19 protein-coding genes are annotated in these 16,730 nt (G+C 62.1%); 4 read left to right on the top strand and 15 right to left on the bottom strand.

Going from position 1 to position 16,730, the window contains the following annotated elements; genetic code table 11:
• Window positions 1-76 precede the first annotated feature (76 nt).
• From EM6_RS06350 to EM6_RS06310, 9 genes are all read right to left on the bottom strand, one after another.
• Window positions 77-595, bottom strand: a complete 519-nt coding sequence (locus tag EM6_RS06350; RefSeq protein WP_126421128.1) for a DUF805 domain-containing protein — start codon at window positions 593-595, stop codon at window positions 77-79.
• 61 nt (window positions 596-656) lie between these two features.
• The gene (gene hisIE, locus EM6_RS06345; RefSeq protein WP_126421126.1) at window positions 657-1,304 is read right to left on the bottom strand and encodes a bifunctional phosphoribosyl-AMP cyclohydrolase/phosphoribosyl-ATP diphosphatase HisIE; all 648 of its coding nucleotides are present in this window, start codon (window positions 1,302-1,304) and stop codon (window positions 657-659) included.
• Window positions 1,305-1,450: 146 nt separating this feature from the next.
• Window positions 1,451-2,272, bottom strand: coding sequence for an imidazole glycerol phosphate synthase subunit HisF (hisF, locus tag EM6_RS06340; RefSeq protein ID WP_126421124.1), 822 nt, complete (start codon window positions 2,270-2,272; stop codon window positions 1,451-1,453).
• A gap of 47 nt (window positions 2,273-2,319) precedes the next feature.
• The gene (gene hisA, locus EM6_RS06335; RefSeq protein WP_126421122.1) at window positions 2,320-3,051 is read right to left on the bottom strand and encodes a 1-(5-phosphoribosyl)-5-[(5-phosphoribosylamino)methylideneamino]imidazole-4-carboxamide isomerase; all 732 of its coding nucleotides are present in this window, start codon (window positions 3,049-3,051) and stop codon (window positions 2,320-2,322) included.
• 131 nt (window positions 3,052-3,182) lie between these two features.
• Window positions 3,183-3,857, bottom strand: coding sequence for an imidazole glycerol phosphate synthase subunit HisH (locus EM6_RS06330; protein ID WP_126421120.1), 675 nt, complete (start codon window positions 3,855-3,857; stop codon window positions 3,183-3,185).
• Entirely contained in the window at window positions 3,854-5,356 is a 1,503-nt protein-coding gene (gene hisB / locus EM6_RS06325) for an imidazoleglycerol-phosphate dehydratase HisB (protein WP_126421119.1), read from the bottom strand. Before hisB ends, EM6_RS06330 begins: the two co-directional genes overlap by 4 nt.
• A gap of 95 nt (window positions 5,357-5,451) precedes the next feature.
• Entirely contained in the window at window positions 5,452-6,750 is a 1,299-nt protein-coding gene (gene hisD / locus EM6_RS06320; RefSeq protein WP_126421117.1) for a histidinol dehydrogenase, read from the bottom strand.
• A 54-nt stretch (window positions 6,751-6,804) separates the two neighbouring features.
• Window positions 6,805-7,692 carry an ATP phosphoribosyltransferase gene (gene hisG, locus EM6_RS06315; RefSeq protein WP_126421115.1) on the bottom strand — a complete coding sequence of 296 codons (888 nt, stop codon included), beginning with the start codon at window positions 7,690-7,692 and terminating at the stop codon, window positions 6,805-6,807.
• 6 nt (window positions 7,693-7,698) lie between these two features.
• The gene (locus EM6_RS06310; protein ID WP_126421113.1) at window positions 7,699-8,019 is read right to left on the bottom strand and encodes a YerC/YecD family TrpR-related protein; all 321 of its coding nucleotides are present in this window, start codon (window positions 8,017-8,019) and stop codon (window positions 7,699-7,701) included.
• A gap of 190 nt (window positions 8,020-8,209) precedes the next feature.
• Here EM6_RS06310 and EM6_RS06305 point away from each other — a divergent pair, with 190 nt between their 5' ends.
• Complete coding sequence (locus tag EM6_RS06305) at window positions 8,210-8,500, top strand: hypothetical protein (RefSeq protein ID WP_126421111.1); 291 nt, start codon at window positions 8,210-8,212, stop codon at window positions 8,498-8,500.
• 25 nt (window positions 8,501-8,525) lie between these two features.
• Here the strand turns inward: EM6_RS06305 and EM6_RS06300 are convergent, their stop codons facing one another.
• The 4 genes from EM6_RS06300 to EM6_RS06285 all read right to left on the bottom strand — a co-directional run bounded on the left by EM6_RS06300 (window position 8,526) and on the right by EM6_RS06285 (window position 12,379).
• Window positions 8,526-9,764, bottom strand: coding sequence for an Hsp70 family protein (locus EM6_RS06300; protein ID WP_126421109.1), 1,239 nt, complete (start codon window positions 9,762-9,764; stop codon window positions 8,526-8,528).
• Between the two features lie 451 nt (window positions 9,765-10,215).
• A complete protein-coding gene (locus tag EM6_RS06295; RefSeq protein ID WP_126421108.1) occupies window positions 10,216-10,908 on the bottom strand; it encodes a TPM domain-containing protein in 693 nt (230 codons plus the stop codon).
• 14 nt (window positions 10,909-10,922) lie between these two features.
• The gene (locus EM6_RS06290) at window positions 10,923-11,729 is read right to left on the bottom strand and encodes a TPM domain-containing protein (RefSeq protein ID WP_126421106.1); all 807 of its coding nucleotides are present in this window, start codon (window positions 11,727-11,729) and stop codon (window positions 10,923-10,925) included.
• Between the two features lie 23 nt (window positions 11,730-11,752).
• A complete protein-coding gene (locus EM6_RS06285) occupies window positions 11,753-12,379 on the bottom strand; it encodes a LemA family protein (protein WP_126421104.1) in 627 nt (208 codons plus the stop codon).
• A 252-nt stretch (window positions 12,380-12,631) separates the two neighbouring features.
• Here EM6_RS06285 and EM6_RS06280 point away from each other — a divergent pair, with 252 nt between their 5' ends.
• Both EM6_RS06280 and EM6_RS06275 read left to right on the top strand, forming a co-directional pair.
• The gene (locus tag EM6_RS06280) at window positions 12,632-13,885 is read left to right on the top strand and encodes an SEL1-like repeat protein (RefSeq protein WP_126421102.1); all 1,254 of its coding nucleotides are present in this window, start codon (window positions 12,632-12,634) and stop codon (window positions 13,883-13,885) included.
• Window positions 13,882-14,418 (top strand): type II CAAX prenyl endopeptidase Rce1 family protein, encoded by a 537-nt coding sequence (locus EM6_RS06275; RefSeq protein WP_126421100.1) that lies wholly within the window; start codon window positions 13,882-13,884, stop codon window positions 14,416-14,418. The genes EM6_RS06280 and EM6_RS06275 overlap by 4 nt, the downstream gene beginning before the upstream one ends.
• 190 nt (window positions 14,419-14,608) lie before the next feature.
• On the opposite strand, the gene EM6_RS06270 is transcribed toward EM6_RS06275, so the two are convergent.
• Together EM6_RS06270 and EM6_RS06265 are read right to left on the bottom strand one after the other, a co-directional pair.
• Window positions 14,609-15,118, bottom strand: coding sequence for a GNAT family N-acetyltransferase (locus EM6_RS06270; RefSeq protein WP_126421098.1), 510 nt, complete (start codon window positions 15,116-15,118; stop codon window positions 14,609-14,611).
• Between the two features lie 163 nt (window positions 15,119-15,281).
• Entirely contained in the window at window positions 15,282-15,764 is a 483-nt protein-coding gene (locus EM6_RS06265) for a GNAT family N-acetyltransferase (protein WP_126421096.1), read from the bottom strand.
• A gap of 125 nt (window positions 15,765-15,889) precedes the next feature.
• Here EM6_RS06265 and EM6_RS06260 point away from each other — a divergent pair, with 125 nt between their 5' ends.
• Complete coding sequence (locus EM6_RS06260) at window positions 15,890-16,729, top strand: hypothetical protein (protein ID WP_126421094.1); 840 nt, start codon at window positions 15,890-15,892, stop codon at window positions 16,727-16,729.
• The last annotated feature ends 1 nt before the right edge of the window (window position 16,730 follow it).

Here is a 16,730-nt window from a genome sequence, read left to right as displayed (position 1 = left end):
AGATCGGCGTTATCCTACCCGTTCTAGCACCAAGCGGGCACTTGTCGAATCCGAAAACGCGGAAGTGGCGCGGAACTCAGCCTTCGAGAACGTGCGGTTTCTGCGGTTGCAGGTAGTAGTTTGGGCTCTTGCCGAACCGGTTTTCCCCCTTCTGGCCGGGTGTAAACAGTATGACCAGACTGAAAATCACCCGGACGATGGTTATGATCGTCTGGATCAGGTCGGTATCGGCATATAGAGACAGCGGCTGACCCACGATTTCCATAGTCATCGTGATTAGCAAGAAGGCGGTGTCAGCCCAGATGATCAGGCCAATCCATGCTGTCAGGCCCATATCGTGCAGGCGTTTGGCCACAAGGCAAAACCAGACATAATTCAGGAAGATAACGAGAGCTACCCACGTAATCTGCACTACGAATGACATGGCAGGATTGGCCTCTGTCGTCCATGACATCAGGCCCATAAATGTAAGGCTTATGACAAAGGCGATGATATTCACGCCCGCGGCGTTGGCGAAGTAGGGCAGACGGTTCAATCTCCCTTTGGGAGAGATGAATTCTCCAAGACCTATTAATAACCCGCTGCGTTTGGACATGATTTATACCCCCTGTTTGTCAGGGAGACAATCACAACCCAGGAGGGCTGTCAAATGCCGCTTACCGCCCTGTGTGGCGCTCGCGCAGGATATCCAGCACGGCCTCAAGCGTCGTGTCGCGCGCCATCAGCAGCACCGACAGGTGATAGAGCAGGTCGGCAGCCTCGTTATGCAGTTCGTCGAGGTCACCGCAGCGCCCGGCCAGAGCGGTTTCAAGCCCTTCTTCGCCGACCTTCTGGGCAATCTTGGCGACGCCCTTCTGCATCAGGCGGGCGGTGTAGCTGTCGGCGGGCGGGGCCTTGGCGCGGTCCTTCACCACGGCGGCCAAATGGCCCATAAAGCCGATACCGGGCGCGGTGTCGTGCCCGAAGCACGAGGTGGTCTTGGTGTGACAGGTCGGCCCGACGGGACGCGCCAGCACCAGCAGCGCGTCTTCGTCGCAATCGGTGGTCACGCTGACCAGATTGAGGAAGTCGCCCGACGTTTCGCCCTTGCGCCAGCGGCCGTTTTTGGAGCGCGAGAAGAAGGTCACCTGACGATCGGTCAGGGTCTCGCTCAGGGCGGCGCGGTCCATATAGCCCAGCATCAGCACCTGAAGCGTGTCAGCGTCCTGCACGATGGCGGGGATCAGGCCGTCGCCCTTGGTGAAATCGAGCGCGTCGATATCGGCCAGCGTCAGGGGGTTGGGGAGTTTGTGGGCTTCGGGCATATAATTTCCTCGTGAACAAAGTCTCTCGGCTGTGCCTCGATACTTTTTCACGTTTTATTTATCAGATTGAGAAAAAATCTCTTGGGGCGGCCCTGCGAGATTTTTTCGCTTTATTTCCGCCCAATCTGCGATTGGACGGGCGCGAACTATACCCTAACCGCGATTCCCGCCTTTTGCAGGTCGCGTTTGAGGTCCGGTATATGGATGATCTTCTTGTGGAAGACGCTGGCCGCCAGAGCGCCCGACACGTCGGCCTGATCGAAGACCTCGGTAAAGTGTTCCGGTGCGCCGGCCCCGCCGGAGGCCACCAGCGGAATGTCGATCAGGTCGCGCACCAGCCTGAGTTGCCGAATATCGTACCCCTTGCGCACGCCGTCCTGATTCATGCAGTTGAGCACGATTTCACCCGCCCCGCGTTCCGCCGCCTCGACCACCCAGTCGAGCGTGCGACGACCCGCTGCGCGGATTTTGTCCGGATCGCCGGAATACTGATGAACGTAATAATCGCTATTTAAAGGCGGTTGCCCCTCTGTATCCGAAAACCGGTTCCCACTTTTCGGGAGGGGCAGTTCTCTCGAATCCACCCCCACCACCACGCACTGCGACCCGGCCATTTCGGCCAGTTCGTTGATCAGGTCCGGGCGCTCCAGGGCGGGCGAATTGATCGACACCTTGTCGGCCCCGGAATTGAGGCACTTCACCGCCTGCTCCGCCGAACGGATGCCGCCCGCCACGCAGAAGGGGATGTCAAGCGCGCGGGCAATGTCGCGCACCCAGTTGTAATCCACCGTGCGCCCTTCGGCCGAAGCGGTGATGTCATACAGCACCAGCTCATCGGCGCCTTCGTCGCGGTAGCGCAGCGCCATATCGACGGCGTCGCCCAGCACTTCGTGGCCAACAAACTGCACGCCCTTGACGACCTTGCCGTCCTTGACGTCGAGACAGGGGATGATGCGTCTGGCTAACATGGGGCAGCTTTCCATCTTACCGCTTCGTAGGGGAGGAGATTTGCGTTTTAGCCAACATTGAGAGCGGCCTTCAAATCAATCAGGCCCTCATAGATGGCCTTACCCACAATGGCGCCGTGTACGCCCAGCGCCTTGAGATCATAAAGGTCTTCGACCGAGCGCACGCCGCCTGACGCCTGAATGTCGAGGTCCGGGCGTTTTTGTCTCAGGGCGCGCATCAGGTCCATGTTCGGCCCCATCAACATGCCGTCGCGCGACACGTCGGTGACGAGGATGCGCTGCGCGACGCCGACCGGATATTCGTCGAGCACCTTCCACAGCGAAATCCCCGACCCTTCGGTCCAGCCGTGCAGGGCGGCGTCAAAGTCACCGTCCCTGGTGGGTAAAACGTCGAGCGCCAGCGTGATGTGTTCCTTGCCGAAGTCGCGCAGCCAGCCGCGCACCTCCCTGGGGTCTTTCACAGCGGCAGAGCCGACCACGACGGCGGAGACGCCCTGATCGAGCAGGGTCTGCACATGGGCGCGTGACCGTACCCCGCCGCCGGTCTGGATCTTGGCGCGCGAGGCCTGCGCCAGCCGCCCGATCAGTTCGTGCTGCTGCGGTGAGCCGGCGCGCGCCCCGTCGAGATCGACAATATGCACCCATTCCGCAAATTCTTCATTGAACAGGGCCAGACGCTTGAACGGGTCGGAGTCGTATCTGGTGACGGCATCAAACCGGCCCTGCGCGAGGCGGACACATTCACCGTTGATCAGGTCGATAGCGGGGTAGAGGATCATTTTTTTACTCCCCCTCTCCCTAGAGGGAGAGGGTGGCGCGAAGTCTTGGCTTCGTGCCGGGTGAGGGGGAAAACGGAGCTTAGGGTCACCCCCTCACCCCAACCCTCTCCCTCTAGGGAGAGGGGGTTGCATTACAGACGGAGAAAATTCTCCAGTATCTTCGCGCCGGCGGCTGAGGAGCGTTCGGGGTGGAACTGACAGCCCCAGACATTCCCCTTACGCACCATAGCCGCGAACGGCGCACCATAGGTCGATTGCGCCAGCGTATGGTCGGTGACCGGGCAGACGAAACTATGTACGAAATAGGCGTAGTCACCCGCATTCAGGCCCGCCGTCAGCGGGTCTTCGCGCACGGCCTGTAGCTGGTTCCAGCCCATGTGTGGAACCACCAGAGCCCTGACAGGCTCTGGTTCTAGGCTTGGTCGCGCATTTGATTCCGGAAACCGGTGCCCACTTTCCGGAATGCGCTCAGGGGCTTTGGGGGCTCCCATCTTCACGACCCGGCCCGGAATGAGGCCCAGACAGGCGACGTCGCCCTCTTCGGAGCTGTCGAACAGCAGTTGCTGCCCCAGACAGACGCCCATCAGCGGCTGGGTCAGGCCGCGGATCGTGTCATAAAGCCCCAGCTCGTGGATGCGGCTCATCACAAAGCCCGCCGCGCCGACGCCGGGCAGTACCACGCGCGGGGCGGCCCGGATTTCGGCGGCGTCCGACGACAGCACGGCCTCAGCGCCCAGACGCTCCAGCGCGAACAGCACCGAGGCGGTATTGGCGCAGCCTAATTCAATGACAACCACCTGACTCATGCCAACATGCCTTTTGTTGACGGCAAGGCGTCGCCTTCGATGCGCGTGGCCATCCTCAGGGCACGTCCCAGCGCCTTGAAGCAGGCTTCGACCTTGTGGTGGTCGTTTTCGCCCGCGACCTCGACATGGATCGAGGCCCCCAGCGCTTCGGACAGCGAACGGAAGGCGTGACCGGTCATTTCGGTCGGATAGTCGCCGATGTGGCTGGCGTCGAAGTTGCCCTTGAACACGCAGAAGGCGCGGCCGGAAATGTCGATTGACACCTTCGCTTCGGTTTCATCCATCGGCAGGACAAAGCCGAAGCGCGCCATGCCGACGCGGTCGCCCAGCGCCTGTTTCAGGGCCTGACCGAAGGCCAGCATACAGTCTTCGATGGTGTGGTGGCCGTCGATTTCCAGATCGCCCTGACACGACAGTTGCAGCGAGAAGCCGCCGTGCGTCGCCACCTGATCCAGCATATGATCGAAGAAGCCGATGCCGGTGTGAATCTTCACCGGCTTGGGCGTATCAAGATCGACAATCGCCGAAATCTTGGTCTCCTTGGTGTCGCGCAGCACCTCACCGCGCCGCGCCGGGCGTCCGGCTTCCATGCTGACCCCGAGCGCCGCCAGAATGCGGTCATTGTGCGCCTTGTCACCCAGCGCCATGATCAGGCCCTCATAGGCGTTCTTGGCGGTGATGCCGAACTTTTTGAGCTGGGTCTGGCTGCGGATCAGATCCTTCGGTTTGATAAACACGAAGGGGCCGTCATTGACGTGGAACTGCACCACGGCGGACGCCTGTTCCAGTGCGTCGCGCAAGCGCGCCTGTTCGCCGCGGATCAGGTCGATGCGCGCCTGCACGCTTAAGGCGCGCGACGGGGCCAGAGCGGCCTCGGCGGCGCGGATCGAGGGCGTGGGCAGCGGCACCGGCTCGCAGAAGCGCGTCAGGCCGTTCAGCGTCTTGGCCGAGGAGATCAGCGCACCGACCCGTGCGCCCGAAAGCCCGTACAGGAAGGACAGGCTTTTGAGCACGACGACGTTCGATTCGGACTTGGTCAGTTCGATCAGGCTCTGGGCGTCGCAAACGTCGAAATAGCTCTCGTCGATCACCAGCAGGGCCGGGAAGATTTCAACGGCCAGGGTGCGCGCCGCGATCAGGTCCCAGGCCTTGCCGTCCGGCATGGCGGGGTTGTCGATGACGTACATGCCCGCGCCCTTGAGCGTCATCAGCGGCTTGGTCGCCTGTTTCAGCGTCAGGCCATAGGCGTCGGCCAGACTTTGCAGGTGGTATTGCCGCTCCGAATAGCAGGGCTCGGTGAAGACGGCCTCATAGCCATTGACCTTCAGGCGGCGCATCAGGATTTCGGTGGCGTGAGACGCCCCGCGCGTGACCATGAGCTGATAGGGCTCGACGCCATAAAGCTCAGCCATGCGCTCACGCAGCGGCTCCAGCGAGGGCGGCGAGGCTTCGAGGCCGGAGCCTTGGGCATTGAGGGCGGTGAAGGGAGACGCGAACATGTTAGACCTCTAACCGGAAATCTGCCGCCCTGCGCTCAGGCAGCGAAGCGGTAGCGCAACTTAAAAAGCTGGCGGCAGTGCACAACAGTGTCATTTTAAACCTCCAGCCTGAAATCTGCTGCCAGCGCGTGTGCTTCGAGGCCTTCCAGACGCGCCAGACGGGCAGCGGCGGGCGCAATGGTCGCCGCGCCCTGTTTGGTGGCGCGCTGCACCACAAAGCTGGTCAGGAAGGAGCGGATGGTGATGCCGTCCCAGGCCCGTGCCGCGCCGTCGGTCGGCAGGACGTGGCTGGGGCCCGCCGCATAGTCGCCGAAGGTTTCGGCGGCATAGGTCCCGGCGAATACCGTTCCGGCGGCGGTCAGTTGCGGGATCAGGGCGTCGAGATCGGCCACCTGAAGCGCCAGGTGTTCGGGGCCGTAGAGGTTGGCGACTTCGGCGGCGGCCTCAAGGCTATCGACCACGAACAGGCGGGCCTGCTCCAGCGAGGCGCGGGCAATGGCGGCGCGCGGCAGGGTCGCCAGTTGCGCCGCAAGCTCGGCGGCGACGGCGGTGATCAGATCCGCGTCCAGCGTCACCAGCACGACCTGCGCATCGGCGTCGTGTTCGGCCTGTGACAAAAGGTCGGCGGCAATCAGCTTCGCATTGGCCGAAGCGTCGGCAATGACCATCAGCTCCGACGGCCCGGCGGGCATGTCGATGGCGATGCCGGAGATGCGCTCGGTGGCGTAACGTTTGGCTTCGGCGACGTACTTGTTACCCGGCCCGAACAGCTTGTCCGCTGCCGGGACGTCAGGCAGTGCGCCCAAAGCCATGGCGGCGATGGCGTGCGCGCCGCCGACGCGCCACACGGCCTCAAGACCGGCAGCGGCCCCGGCCGCGATCATCATCGGGTGCAGCGAGCCGTCCTTGGCTGGCGGGGTGACGCAGACTCTGTTGGGCACACCGGCGACCAGAGCGGGCACAGCGGTCATGATCAGGGTCGAAAACAGCGGCGCGGTGCCACCCGGCACATAGAGGCCGGCGGTCGAGATCGGGCGATAGACGCGCTGAAGCGACAGACCTTGCGACGGGGCGATGACCGGCCCGGCGGACGGCAGCTCAGCGGCGTGGAAGGCGCGCACGTGTTCGACGGCCAGTTCCATGGCGGCGAGGTCTTCGGCGCTCAGATTGGCGCGCGCCTCATCGACCAGACCGCGCGTCAGCTCGACCCGCACGGGGGCGTGACCGTCGAGCCGCGTCGCCCAGTCCGTGACGGCTTCAAAGCCGCGCGCTTCGACGTCGTCGAAAATGGTCTTCACCGTTTCGAGCACGCGGGCGTCGCGCCGGTTTTCCGGACGGGACAACGCCGACTTGCGCTCAGAAGCGCTGAGGTCGTTCCAGATAAAGGTCTTCATGGTGCATACCCGCCTGCGGTGCCGCAGGCCTAACTAAAAGGGTGTCCGCGACACCTACTTCATCATCTTTTCGATCGGCAGGACGAGGATCGCCGAAGCGCCCGCCGCCTTGAGCTTGTCCAGCGTGTCCCAGAACACATTTTCCTGACACACCGCATGGACGGCCACCGTGTCTTCGCGCCCGGCCAGCGGCATGATGGTCGGGGCGTCGGCACCGGGGATCAACTCGATAATCTCGTTCAGATGCTCACGCGGTGCGTTCAGCATCACATATTTTGCCCCGTTCGACGCGGTGACGCCATCGAAACGGCGCAGCAGCATGTCATAGACGTGCGCCAGATCGGCCGGCGGCGCGTGCGGGGCCTTGATCAGCACGGCTTCGGAGGCCAGCACCAGATCGACGGCCTTCATGCCATTGGCCTCCAGCGTCGCGCCGGTCGAGACGAGGTCGCAGATAGCGTGAGCGATCTTCATGCGCGGGGCCACCTCGACCGCGCCGCGCATTTCGACGATGGTGGCGCTGACGCCCCGGTCCTTCAGCCATTTGCCCAGAATATTCGGGTAGGAGGTGGCGATGCGCTTGCCTTCGAGGCTTTGGGGGCCCTCATAGGTGACGCTGTCCGGCACGGCGATCTTCAGCGTGCACTTGCCAAAACCGAGGCGCATGACGATGCGCTCTTCGAGGTCATCTTCCGGGAAGTGTTCGGCCAGCACGTTGTAACCGACGATGCCGAGTTCGGCGACACCATCGGCCACAAAGGTCGGGATGTCGTCGTCGCGCACGCGCAGGAGGTCGATGGGCTGGTTCTCGATGCGGTACAGCAACTCATTGGCGCCCTTCATGACGCGCAGGCCCGCCCCGGAAATCAGCTCCAGCGAACGGTCGGCCAAACGGCCGGATTTCTGAACGGCGATACGCAGTCTGAGGGTTTCGGAAGGCATAGAACTTTAGTGACTTTCTTGGTTCAATCGGTCGATCACCAGCCGGTAGCCCTTGTGCGGCATGTCGCGCAGGAAGCGCGCCACACGGGTGACGGTGGTGGTCGATGCCCCCGTCCGTTCCGAGATGTCCCGGTAGGAGAGGGCGTTTTCGTCCAGCAGACGCGCGACCTTGAAGCGTTCGGCAAAGGCCCGGATTTCCGACGGCGTACACAGGTCGTCGAGAAAGGCGCGCACCTCTTCGGCTGTTTTGAGCGTCAGAAGGGCGCGGACCAGCTCCGCCTCATCGGCGGCGAAGGATTGCGGGGTCTTGGCAGGCTTGTCAGTCATGTGTGTTACTGTGTTAGCGCGTTAATACAGAAGCCGGGGGAGGATGGCAAGGCCTCAAACCCTGAAACCTGAAATTTATGGCCGGGACTCAATGCCGTATCGGAGAAGGTCTGTAAAGCAGCACACCGGAACGGATTTTGGCTCTATTCATTCGCATTGACAGAGGGTCGAGCTTAGTTAATCTCCACTCATGGCTGAATTTTCGAAATCCAAACCCTTGTGGGATCAGAAGCGTCCAACGCCTAAAATTCGAGGGGCATGGTTTCTGTTCAAGTGGGGACCGTTCGGCTTCTGGTGGCCGATCACTTGGCAGGGTTATCTGCTGACTCTGGGGGAAATTCTTTGCATCGGTGGCGGTGTCGGCACAGGTGTCGCATTGATCGAACGCGGCTTCGAATGGGGCAAATACATCGCCTCAGGCAGTGTGTTTGTGTTCTTGATACTCTTTGTCTTTAGTATCCGCAAAACTCGCATGGCCTGAACAGGCTGTGCAATTTAAGCTTCGATCAGGTTTTAAACGCCGCCCGTGCCGCCAGACCCAAACCCGACGCCACCGATGAAAAGCGGTCGCCGTAATTGATGCTGGCGGCGGGGAAGGCGGCCTGCATGGCGGCCTCAAAGCCCGGCATGGCGGTCGAACCGCCGGTCATGAACAGGGTATGGATGGCGTCCGGCTTAAGGCCGGCCTTTTCCACACATAGCAAGGCGGTGGCCACCACCCTGGCCACTTCGCGCGCCGTGGCCGTGATCAGCGTCTCGCGCCTCACGTCCGACACCCAGCCGGCGTCGATATCGCCATAGTCGATATGCGTAACCGCATCAGAGGACAAGGCGATCTTGGCGGCTTCGATGCGGCTGGCGATGGCGTGGCCCATGCGGTCTTCCAGCACCTTGATCAGGCGCTGCGTCAGGTCGCGGCGTTCAGCCAGATGGTGCAGTTCGCGCACGCTGTGCATGACCTTTTGCGTGTAGAGGAAGTTGATCAGGTGCCAGGTCGAAAGCTGATGATAGGTCAGGCCCGGCATGTCGAGCCCGCTTTTCAGCTTCGACTTCCAGCCCATATCGACCATGGCCGTATCCATACTCAGCAGGCGGTCGAAGTCGGTGCCGCCGATATGCACACCCGTATTGGCCAGAATATCCGAATGGTCGGGTGACAGGCTGAGGACGGAAAAGTCCGAAGTGCCGCCGCCGATATCGACCACCAGCACGGTTTCACGCGCGCTGAGGCGGCTGGCGTAATCGCGGGCGGCGGCCAGAGGTTCGTATTCGAAGCGGATGGTCTTAAAGCCCTGCGCCTCGGCAATGCCGCGCAGTTCGTTTTCGGCACGCTGATTAGCCTCTTCATCGTCATCGACAAAGTGCACGGGACGGCCCAGCACCACGTCTTCGATGGGCTCACCGGCGTGGCGTTCGGCGGCCTGTTTCACATGGGCGATATAGAGGCCAATGATCTCGCGGAAGTTTTTGCGCTTGGTGCCGACCTGAGTGGTTTCGCCAATCAGATGGCTGCCGAGCACGGATTTCAGGGCGCGCATCAGGCGACCCTCATAGCCGTCGAGATATTCGGCAATCGCCTTGCGTCCAAAACTGAGGTGGTCTTCTTCGGTATTAAAAAAGAGGGCCGAGGGCAGGGTGACGGCGTCGCCTTCAACGGGGACAAGCTGCACCTGATCACCGCGACCGACGCTGACCGCCGAATTGGAGGTGCCGAAGTCTATACCGCAATAGGGACGCAAAGACATGGGAGGTTCCGCCGAAGACACACAAAAGGGCGGCGGTGTGTACACGGGATCAGTGGGGAAGGCCAGTCGCATATTCTCCGCTTCATCGCTACTCGACAGGGAGGCGCTAAAGCGGCATGTCATTTCAACCTAAATCATCTCGCCTTAGCTAAAATTCTGGGTGAATATGGTCACTCTATCCGGAGGTGGCTATGGGAAACAAAAGCAAACCCTATGATGACCGGGGACCGGATCATTACTGGTTCCGGGGTTCATGGCTCGGTATATGGCCGACACGGAAAGAGGGTTGGCTGTTAGTCCTCTTCGGCATCGGTTGCACAGGCCTGTGCTTTATGCTGATTTTTGGGTTGAGCGCATTGAAGCTGAACGCTTTTATTCCCTACGCACTAATTCCCGTACCGCTCCTGATTTTGGCAGGAATAATCATTACCATCGATCGGACGGACTGGGGTTAAATCTCGATCAGCACGTCGGGCGATTCATTGGCATTGGTGGCCCCCGGCGGGAAGTGGGCGCTCAGCACCACGCCGCAGCGTTCCACGGCGGCCTCAAATCCTGTGGTCAGGTCGCCCTTTTTGATATGGCTGACCAGAGCGGCGACCGTGGCGTTCCATTCGCTCTTGTCCACGCGCGAATAGATGCCCTCATCCGCAATCACATCGACAAAGCGTTCCTCAAGGGCGCAGAAGATCATCACGCCGGTGCGCGCCTCGGTCAGGTGCAGGCCGCGCGCCAGAAACTGTTCCAGCGCCTTTTTGTGGGCGCGGCGGCGCGTGATGAAGCGCGGCGTCAGCCACAGCGTCACCTTGGGCACGCTGACCAGCAGATAGACGACGGCAAACAGCAGCAATTGCGTCAGGGCGTAGAAGATGATCGCTTCGGCGGCCAGCAATTCGCCCGTGACATTGGGGGCATTCCACCCGGCAAGGGCGCTCAAGACCGGCCCCAGCCAGTCGTGCGGCCACACGCCCAGCCCCAGAAAGATCAGCGGCAGGATAAAGGCCGAAGCCGCCGCCCACATCAGCGGCGTTTCCGGATAGTCGAGCGCCGTTTTCTTGATAACGCAGGTGATTTCACCGGCCGTCTGCGTTTCGGCGCGGGCGATGGCGGCATTGATGCGGGCGTGGTCGATGTTCAAAGGCATGTCCGTCTTTCCCTCTACCAGCTACCCGACGAACCGCCGCCGCCGAAGCTGCCGCCGCCGCCGCTGAAACCACCGCCGCCGCCGCCGCTCCAGCCGCCACCCCCGCCGCCGCGCAGCAGGGCCTCCAGGATGAAGAAGGGCAGCCAGCCGCGCCCGAAGATAATCAGGAACAGCACCACGACGATGATGATCCACACGGGGAAGCGCTCCGCCTTGTGCACCGGCTGCTGAGCGACCTGACGCGCCTTTTCGATGGCGGTGCCGCGATCGGCCGAAAGCTGGGCGATGATCTCATCCGTGCCCTTGACGATACCGGTCTGGTAATCGCCTTCGCGAAAGGCCGGCAGGATGGCGTTCTGGATGATCACGGACGAATAGGCGTCGGTAATGACCGGTTCGAGACCATAGCCGACCTCGATACGCACCTTGCGCTCATTGGGCGCAACGATCAGCAGGACGCCATTGTTTTTGAACTGACCACCGGCTTCGGACTCGACGCCCGTGGTGGCCTTGGCCTCTTTCTGACCGATGCCCCAGGTGCGCCCCAGTTGATAGCCGTAATCGGCAATATCATAGCCCTGAAGGCTGTTGACCGTGACGACGACGACCTGATCCGTGGTGGCGTTTTCGAGCCCCGCCAGCTTGGCCGTCAGGTCCGCCTCGACTTCGGGCGTCAGAAGTTCGGCCTGATCGACCACGCGCCCGGTCAGCTTGGGGAAGTCAGGTGCCGCGAAGGCCGCGGAGGCCCACAGTGTCAGACAGACGAAGAGAAAGGCCGTCCATGCGGTCCTGATCCGCAAGGCGGAGGCGGGGAGAGACATGGGACGGCCTTCTGTTTAGAGGGTTATTTCGAGGCTTCGGCGTTGTTCAGGCCCGAAAAGTCCACCGTCGGAGCCTTGTCGGCGCCCGGTGCGGCCTTGAAATATTCCATCGGCTTGGCGCCCGAATGGATCGTCCCGGCCAGAATGTTCTGCGGGAAGGAACGCAGGGTGGTGTTATAGGTCTGGGCCGCGGCATTGAAGTCGCGGCGCGCGATGGAGATGCGGTTTTCCGCGCCTTCAAGCTGCGACATCAGGGTGGTGAAGTTCTGCTGGCTCCTGAGGTCCGGATAGCGTTCCACAACGACCATCAGGCGGCCCAGTGCCGAAGACATACCGTCCTGCGCCTGCTGGAACTGCTGGAACTTGGCCGGGTCGGTGATGGTCGAGGCATCGACCGTGACGCTGGTGGCCTTGGCGCGCGCTTCGACCACTTCGGTCAGGGTGCCGCGTTCGGCAATGGCCGCGCCCTGCACCGTGGCGACCAGATTCGGCACCAGATCGTTGCGGCGCTGATAGGCGTCCTGCACGTCAGAGAAGGCGCGTTTGGCGTTTTCTTCCTGAGTCGGGATGCGGTTGACGTCGCAGGCCGTCAGGCTCACGGCGGCGGCCGCGACGGCAAACAGACCCAGAATACGCTTCAGCTTGATCACGAGGGTAGCTCCCTTAAAAAGCCCGTGTGTAGTCTCTACACATAGGCGAAATCGGGCGCTTGCAAAAGGGGGGCAAGGTTACCTTTTGTTAAGCTGGAGCGCACTCCGACAAAGTGCCATAAAAGCTTCTTGGCACTTTGCGGAAAAATTGCGCGACCAAGTGAAAACCTAAGGCCAGCTCTCTTTACAGTGGATTTTCCGGGGCAGGTTTGGCACAAGGGGGCGGTATTATTGTTCCGGGGGGAGCCTCCTATGTCTCTGAAAACCTTCTGTTCCGCGCTGCTGATCGCGGGTGGCCTGTTCGTGGGCGATGCGGCGCTGGCCGCTCAGGCCTTTTACAAGCCTGCGCCGACCGCCTTTTCCGATAAGCCGTTTGACGCCGTGAAGGCCGCCGCCGACAAGGGCGACCCGGTGGCCATGCACGCGCTGGGCCTGCTCTATTTCACGGGCAAGGGCGTGGAGCGCAACTGGACCGAGGCCTTCACATGGGCGCAGAAGGCTGCAGAGGCCGGGCTGGCCGAAGCGCAGTTCCGCACCGCCTATTACTACGATGGCGGCTATGGCGTCGCCGAAGACAATGCCAAGGCCATCGAATGGTACAGAAAGGCTGCTGCGCAAGGTCATGCCGGGGCGCACGCGCAACTGGGCAATATTGCGGTGCTGGGCCTTTATGGCGAAAAGGTCGATTTCGCGGCCGCCTATGCGCATTACCGCACGGCGGCAGACAAGGGCGATGCCGACGCCATGTACGATCTGGGGATCATGTACGAATTTGGCGAAGGCCGCGACAAGAGCGATGCCGAGGCGCTGAAATGGTACCAGCAGGCGGCCACCAAGGATCAGGCCGGGGCGGCCTATAAGGTCTTTGTCTTTTATGACGAGGGACGCGGAGGCCTGATCCAGGACGCGGCCAAAAGCCGGGAATGGCTGATCAAGGCGGCGAAACTGGGCGATGACAACGCGCAGTACGAACTGGGTGATGTCTATTATTATGGTAAGGACGTGGAACCGGACCTGGCCGAGGCCTTCAAATGGTTCGGCCTGTCGGCCATGCAGGACAATGCTGAGGCGCAATACAGCCTCGGCTACATGTACTTTGCCGGCGAGTTCCTTGAAGCCGATAATGATCAGGCCTATAAGTGGTTCCGCAAGGCGGCGGATCAGGACGATGGCAATGCGCAGTACTATGTCGGCTACATGTTCCTCAAAGGATTATCGGTAAAAACCTCTTATTCGGACGCCAAAAGCTGGTTTGAAAAGGCCGCGTTGAAGGGGCATGGATCGGCCATGCTGCAACTGGGGATCATGGCGGAAAACGCCATGGGTATGGCGCAGGATCGCGGCAGCGCCTTCGCGTGGTACAGCCTGTCGGCTGAGAAAAAGAATGACGAGGCGAAAGAGAAGCTCAAGGCGCTGGAAGGGCAGATGACCGGGGCCGATAAGAGCAAGGGCAAGACCCTGCTGGCCGAGCGCAAGGCGGCGCTGGAGGCCGAGGCGAACAAATGACGCCTTTGCGCCTGATCCGCGAGCGGATAACGGGCGCCGGGCGCAGCCTGATCGTCTGGCCGGCGCTGAAGGACTGGGCGTGGTGCGTGGGGGTGTCGGCGGCGGTGACGCTGGCCGTGGCGGTGATTGGCTTTGGCAGCGGTATATTGCGGGTCGCGTCGCCGCAGGCGGGCTTATTGGGGTTGTGGCTGAGTGTGATGCTGGTCCCGGCGTTCAGCGAGGAAATCGTCTTTCGTGGGCTGATGATCCCGGCGCAGACCGAAACCACGCGGCCCGTTCTTTGGATCGGGGTGGGGACGCTGATCTTCGTGCTGTGGCACATATTTGAGGCCTTGGTCCTGTTGCCGGGCGCGACCCTGTTTCTGCATCCGGCTTTTCTGCTCAATGCCGGGCTGATCGGGCTGGGGTGCGCGCTGATGCGCTGGCGTACCGGGTCGTTATGGCCGGCGGTGCTGCTGCACGGGGTGCTGGTGTTCGTGTGGAAGGCGTGGCTGGGCGGGCCGTCTCTGGAGGCGCTGATGCGGGCGGGGTGAGGTTGGGGGGCCAAGGAACACCCCACCACCACGCCCTGCGGGCGCGGTCCCAACGCTGGCGAAAGCTATACTTTCGCTGGCGCTATACCCCAGCAAGCTGGGGAGGTATAAGGGAAAGCGCCCTTTACGGGGTCTGGGGCCAACTGGCCCCAGAATTTGAAATCCAAAACCTGCAATCCAGACTTTGGCCCTACGACGCCACCGCGGCATCAAGGCTTTTGCGCATCACGTAGTTGGTGAGGTCATAGCCCCCGACGCGGGTGGGTTCTTCGTGATCGAAGGTGAAGCCGGATTTCAGCGAGAAGCCGATACCGTGGTCGTGGTCTTTGGGCACGATCAGCGACAGGGTGCGCGTGTCGTCGAAATGGCCAAGCGCGGCCTGCATCAGGGCCTTACCGATACCGAAACCGCGATAGTCTTCGAGGACGTAGATCTTGTGCACGCTGACGTGGCCGTCTTCGGCGGCGGCGGACAGGAAGCCCACGGGCTTGCCGTTCACTTCGGCCACCCAATAGACGTGGCCGCGTTCGTCCATATCTTCTTCCAGCGTATCGAGGTCGAACAGGGCGCTGATGATGGCGTCCATCTGCACCGGGGAGACGACGTTGCGGTAAAGACGCGGCCAGATCAGCATGGCCAGATCGCGCACGATAAACAGTTCGTCCGTGCGGATGCGGCGGATTTTGGGCGGGTTCGGCATGTGTGACCTCCGTTTCCTGGCAGCGGGGGTGCCTTTAACAAGACTTCAGGGCGCCTTTGGGTCTTCCCTGTGTCAATTCCTCCAAATGGCAGTGACGCCTGTGGACAAGGTGCCATGAAATTCACGTCCTGTGAAATATTATTTCAGGGCGTGTCCCATCAGATCACAGGGCCTTGCGCAGGATGTGGTCGGTAAAGTCAAACGGGCCCATGCGCACAGGGACGGTGGCTTCGATCTCAAAGCCCTGCGCGTGGTAGAAGGCAATAGCCGGGGCATTGCCGTCATTGACATAGAGGGCCAGTTCGCGGGCGTCGGGAAAGGCCTTCAGGACGGTCGCGATCAGGGCTTTGCCTGTGCCCTTGCCGCGGCAGGTGTGGCGCAGATAGAGCTTCTTCAGCCACAGGCGCGCACCCTCCGGATAGGCGGAAACGTAGCCGGCGTCGTGCCCATCGACCTGCGCCAGCCAGTAGCGATGCCCGCGCACCTGCACGTCGTCGCGCAGGGTGTCCAGCGCGTAGATGGCTTCGACCATCGGGCCGATGCGCTCCGGCGGCAGGATGCCCGCAAAACATTCCGGCCAGATGTCGCGCGCCAGCGCCTGTACGCGCGGCAGGTCGTCGAGCGTGGCCGCAAAAATATCGGTCATTATTTGTGCTCCCTGTCTGACTCTGTGACAAGGATGGGGGCGCAAAGCAAGGGCTGCGCGCTCTTTACAGAAGTTTTGTAACGTGGTTATCATCCAGAAGTTGTGCTTATCCGGAGGGGGGTGTCATGGCCGATGCAACGGTGGCGACACAACTTATTGAACACGCCGGGGCGGTGATTTTGGCCACCGGCGCGGTCGGGACGGCGGCCTCGGCGCTGGTCGATGCGTCGCGGGGGATACTGCCCAGTGGGGGGGTGTCCGCCTGTGGTTACAAGCATATCAAGGCGGTCTATGAGGCCCTGGAACCGGCGCTCAGCGTGGCGCTGGGGCGCTCGTGGGAGCCGGTGCTGCGTGGTTACTGGCTGAATGGCACGCCGCACGAGCAGCAGATCAATACGGTGATCGCCATGGTGCGGCTGGGGCTGAATGACGACAACCCGCAGGCGCTGCTCGACCGGCTGCTGGATACGGGCGCGCCGGGCGTGAAGCTGGCCTCGTCGGAGGCGTCTGCCCCTGTGCCGGTGGAGGTGGCCAGTCTGAAAGACGCGGTGCGCCTGATCAAGAACCCGCCCGCGCCGCCACTGGAGGCCGACGGCCCGGTGGCGCTGGAGGCCGCAGAGCCGGAGGTGACGCGCGCCGAGGCCCTGCGCACGCAGCAGGCCTTTGATGCGCTGGGGCGCTTTGACGCGCTGGTGCGGGCGCGGCTGGAGGCCGCGTTTGAGCTGGCAGCGCACGACTATCGCGCCAAGGCCCGTCTGTCGGCGGCGGTGGTGTCGCTGGGGCTGGCGCTGGCGTGCGGGGCGGCCTTTGCCTATGCCGATGACACCGTGCCGGAGGGGGTGGTGTTCGCGGGCGCGGCCATTCTGGGCCTGCTGGCCGTGCCTCTGGCCCCGATTGCCAAGGACCTGACCTCGGCCCTGCGGGCGGCCAGCGACGCCCTGAAAACCGTGACGAGCAAGGGGTAGG

It is taken from the genome of Asticcacaulis excentricus (assembly GCF_003966695.1).
Lineage (GTDB): Bacteria > Pseudomonadota > Alphaproteobacteria > Caulobacterales > Caulobacteraceae > Asticcacaulis > Asticcacaulis excentricus_A.
Note: the sequence above shows the minus strand (reverse complement) of the source record. Positions and strands in the feature narration are given on the sequence as shown.

Bases quoted from the DNA above. Each gene is read 5' to 3' on its own strand.
- EM6_RS06350 (WP_126421128.1), bottom strand. From the start codon at position 595: ATGTCCAAACGCAGCGGGTTATTAATAGGTCTTGGAGAATTCATCTCT.
- hisIE (WP_126421126.1), bottom strand. From the start codon at position 1,304: ATGCCCGAAGCCCACAAACTCCCCAACCCCCTGACGCTGGCCGATATC.
- hisF (WP_126421124.1), bottom strand. From the start codon at position 2,272: ATGTTAGCCAGACGCATCATCCCCTGTCTCGACGTCAAGGACGGCAAG.
- hisA (WP_126421122.1), bottom strand. From the start codon at position 3,051: ATGATCCTCTACCCCGCTATCGACCTGATCAACGGTGAATGTGTCCGC.
- EM6_RS06330 (WP_126421120.1), bottom strand. From the start codon at position 3,857: ATGAGTCAGGTGGTTGTCATTGAATTAGGCTGCGCCAATACCGCCTCG.
- hisB (WP_126421119.1), bottom strand. From the start codon at position 5,356: ATGTTCGCGTCTCCCTTCACCGCCCTCAATGCCCAAGGCTCCGGCCTC.
- hisD (WP_126421117.1), bottom strand. From the start codon at position 6,750: ATGAAGACCTTTATCTGGAACGACCTCAGCGCTTCTGAGCGCAAGTCG.
- hisG (WP_126421115.1), bottom strand. From the start codon at position 7,692: ATGCCTTCCGAAACCCTCAGACTGCGTATCGCCGTTCAGAAATCCGGC.
- EM6_RS06310 (WP_126421113.1), bottom strand. From the start codon at position 8,019: ATGACTGACAAGCCTGCCAAGACCCCGCAATCCTTCGCCGCCGATGAG.
- EM6_RS06305 (WP_126421111.1), top strand. From the start codon at position 8,210: ATGGCTGAATTTTCGAAATCCAAACCCTTGTGGGATCAGAAGCGTCCA.
- EM6_RS06300 (WP_126421109.1), bottom strand. From the start codon at position 9,764: ATGTCTTTGCGTCCCTATTGCGGTATAGACTTCGGCACCTCCAATTCG.
- EM6_RS06295 (WP_126421108.1), bottom strand. From the start codon at position 10,908: ATGCCTTTGAACATCGACCACGCCCGCATCAATGCCGCCATCGCCCGC.
- EM6_RS06290 (WP_126421106.1), bottom strand. From the start codon at position 11,729: ATGTCTCTCCCCGCCTCCGCCTTGCGGATCAGGACCGCATGGACGGCC.
- EM6_RS06280 (WP_126421102.1), top strand. From the start codon at position 12,632: ATGTCTCTGAAAACCTTCTGTTCCGCGCTGCTGATCGCGGGTGGCCTG.
- EM6_RS06275 (WP_126421100.1), top strand. From the start codon at position 13,882: ATGACGCCTTTGCGCCTGATCCGCGAGCGGATAACGGGCGCCGGGCGC.
- EM6_RS06270 (WP_126421098.1), bottom strand. From the start codon at position 15,118: ATGCCGAACCCGCCCAAAATCCGCCGCATCCGCACGGACGAACTGTTT.
- EM6_RS06265 (WP_126421096.1), bottom strand. From the start codon at position 15,764: ATGACCGATATTTTTGCGGCCACGCTCGACGACCTGCCGCGCGTACAG.
- EM6_RS06260 (WP_126421094.1), top strand. From the start codon at position 15,890: ATGGCCGATGCAACGGTGGCGACACAACTTATTGAACACGCCGGGGCG.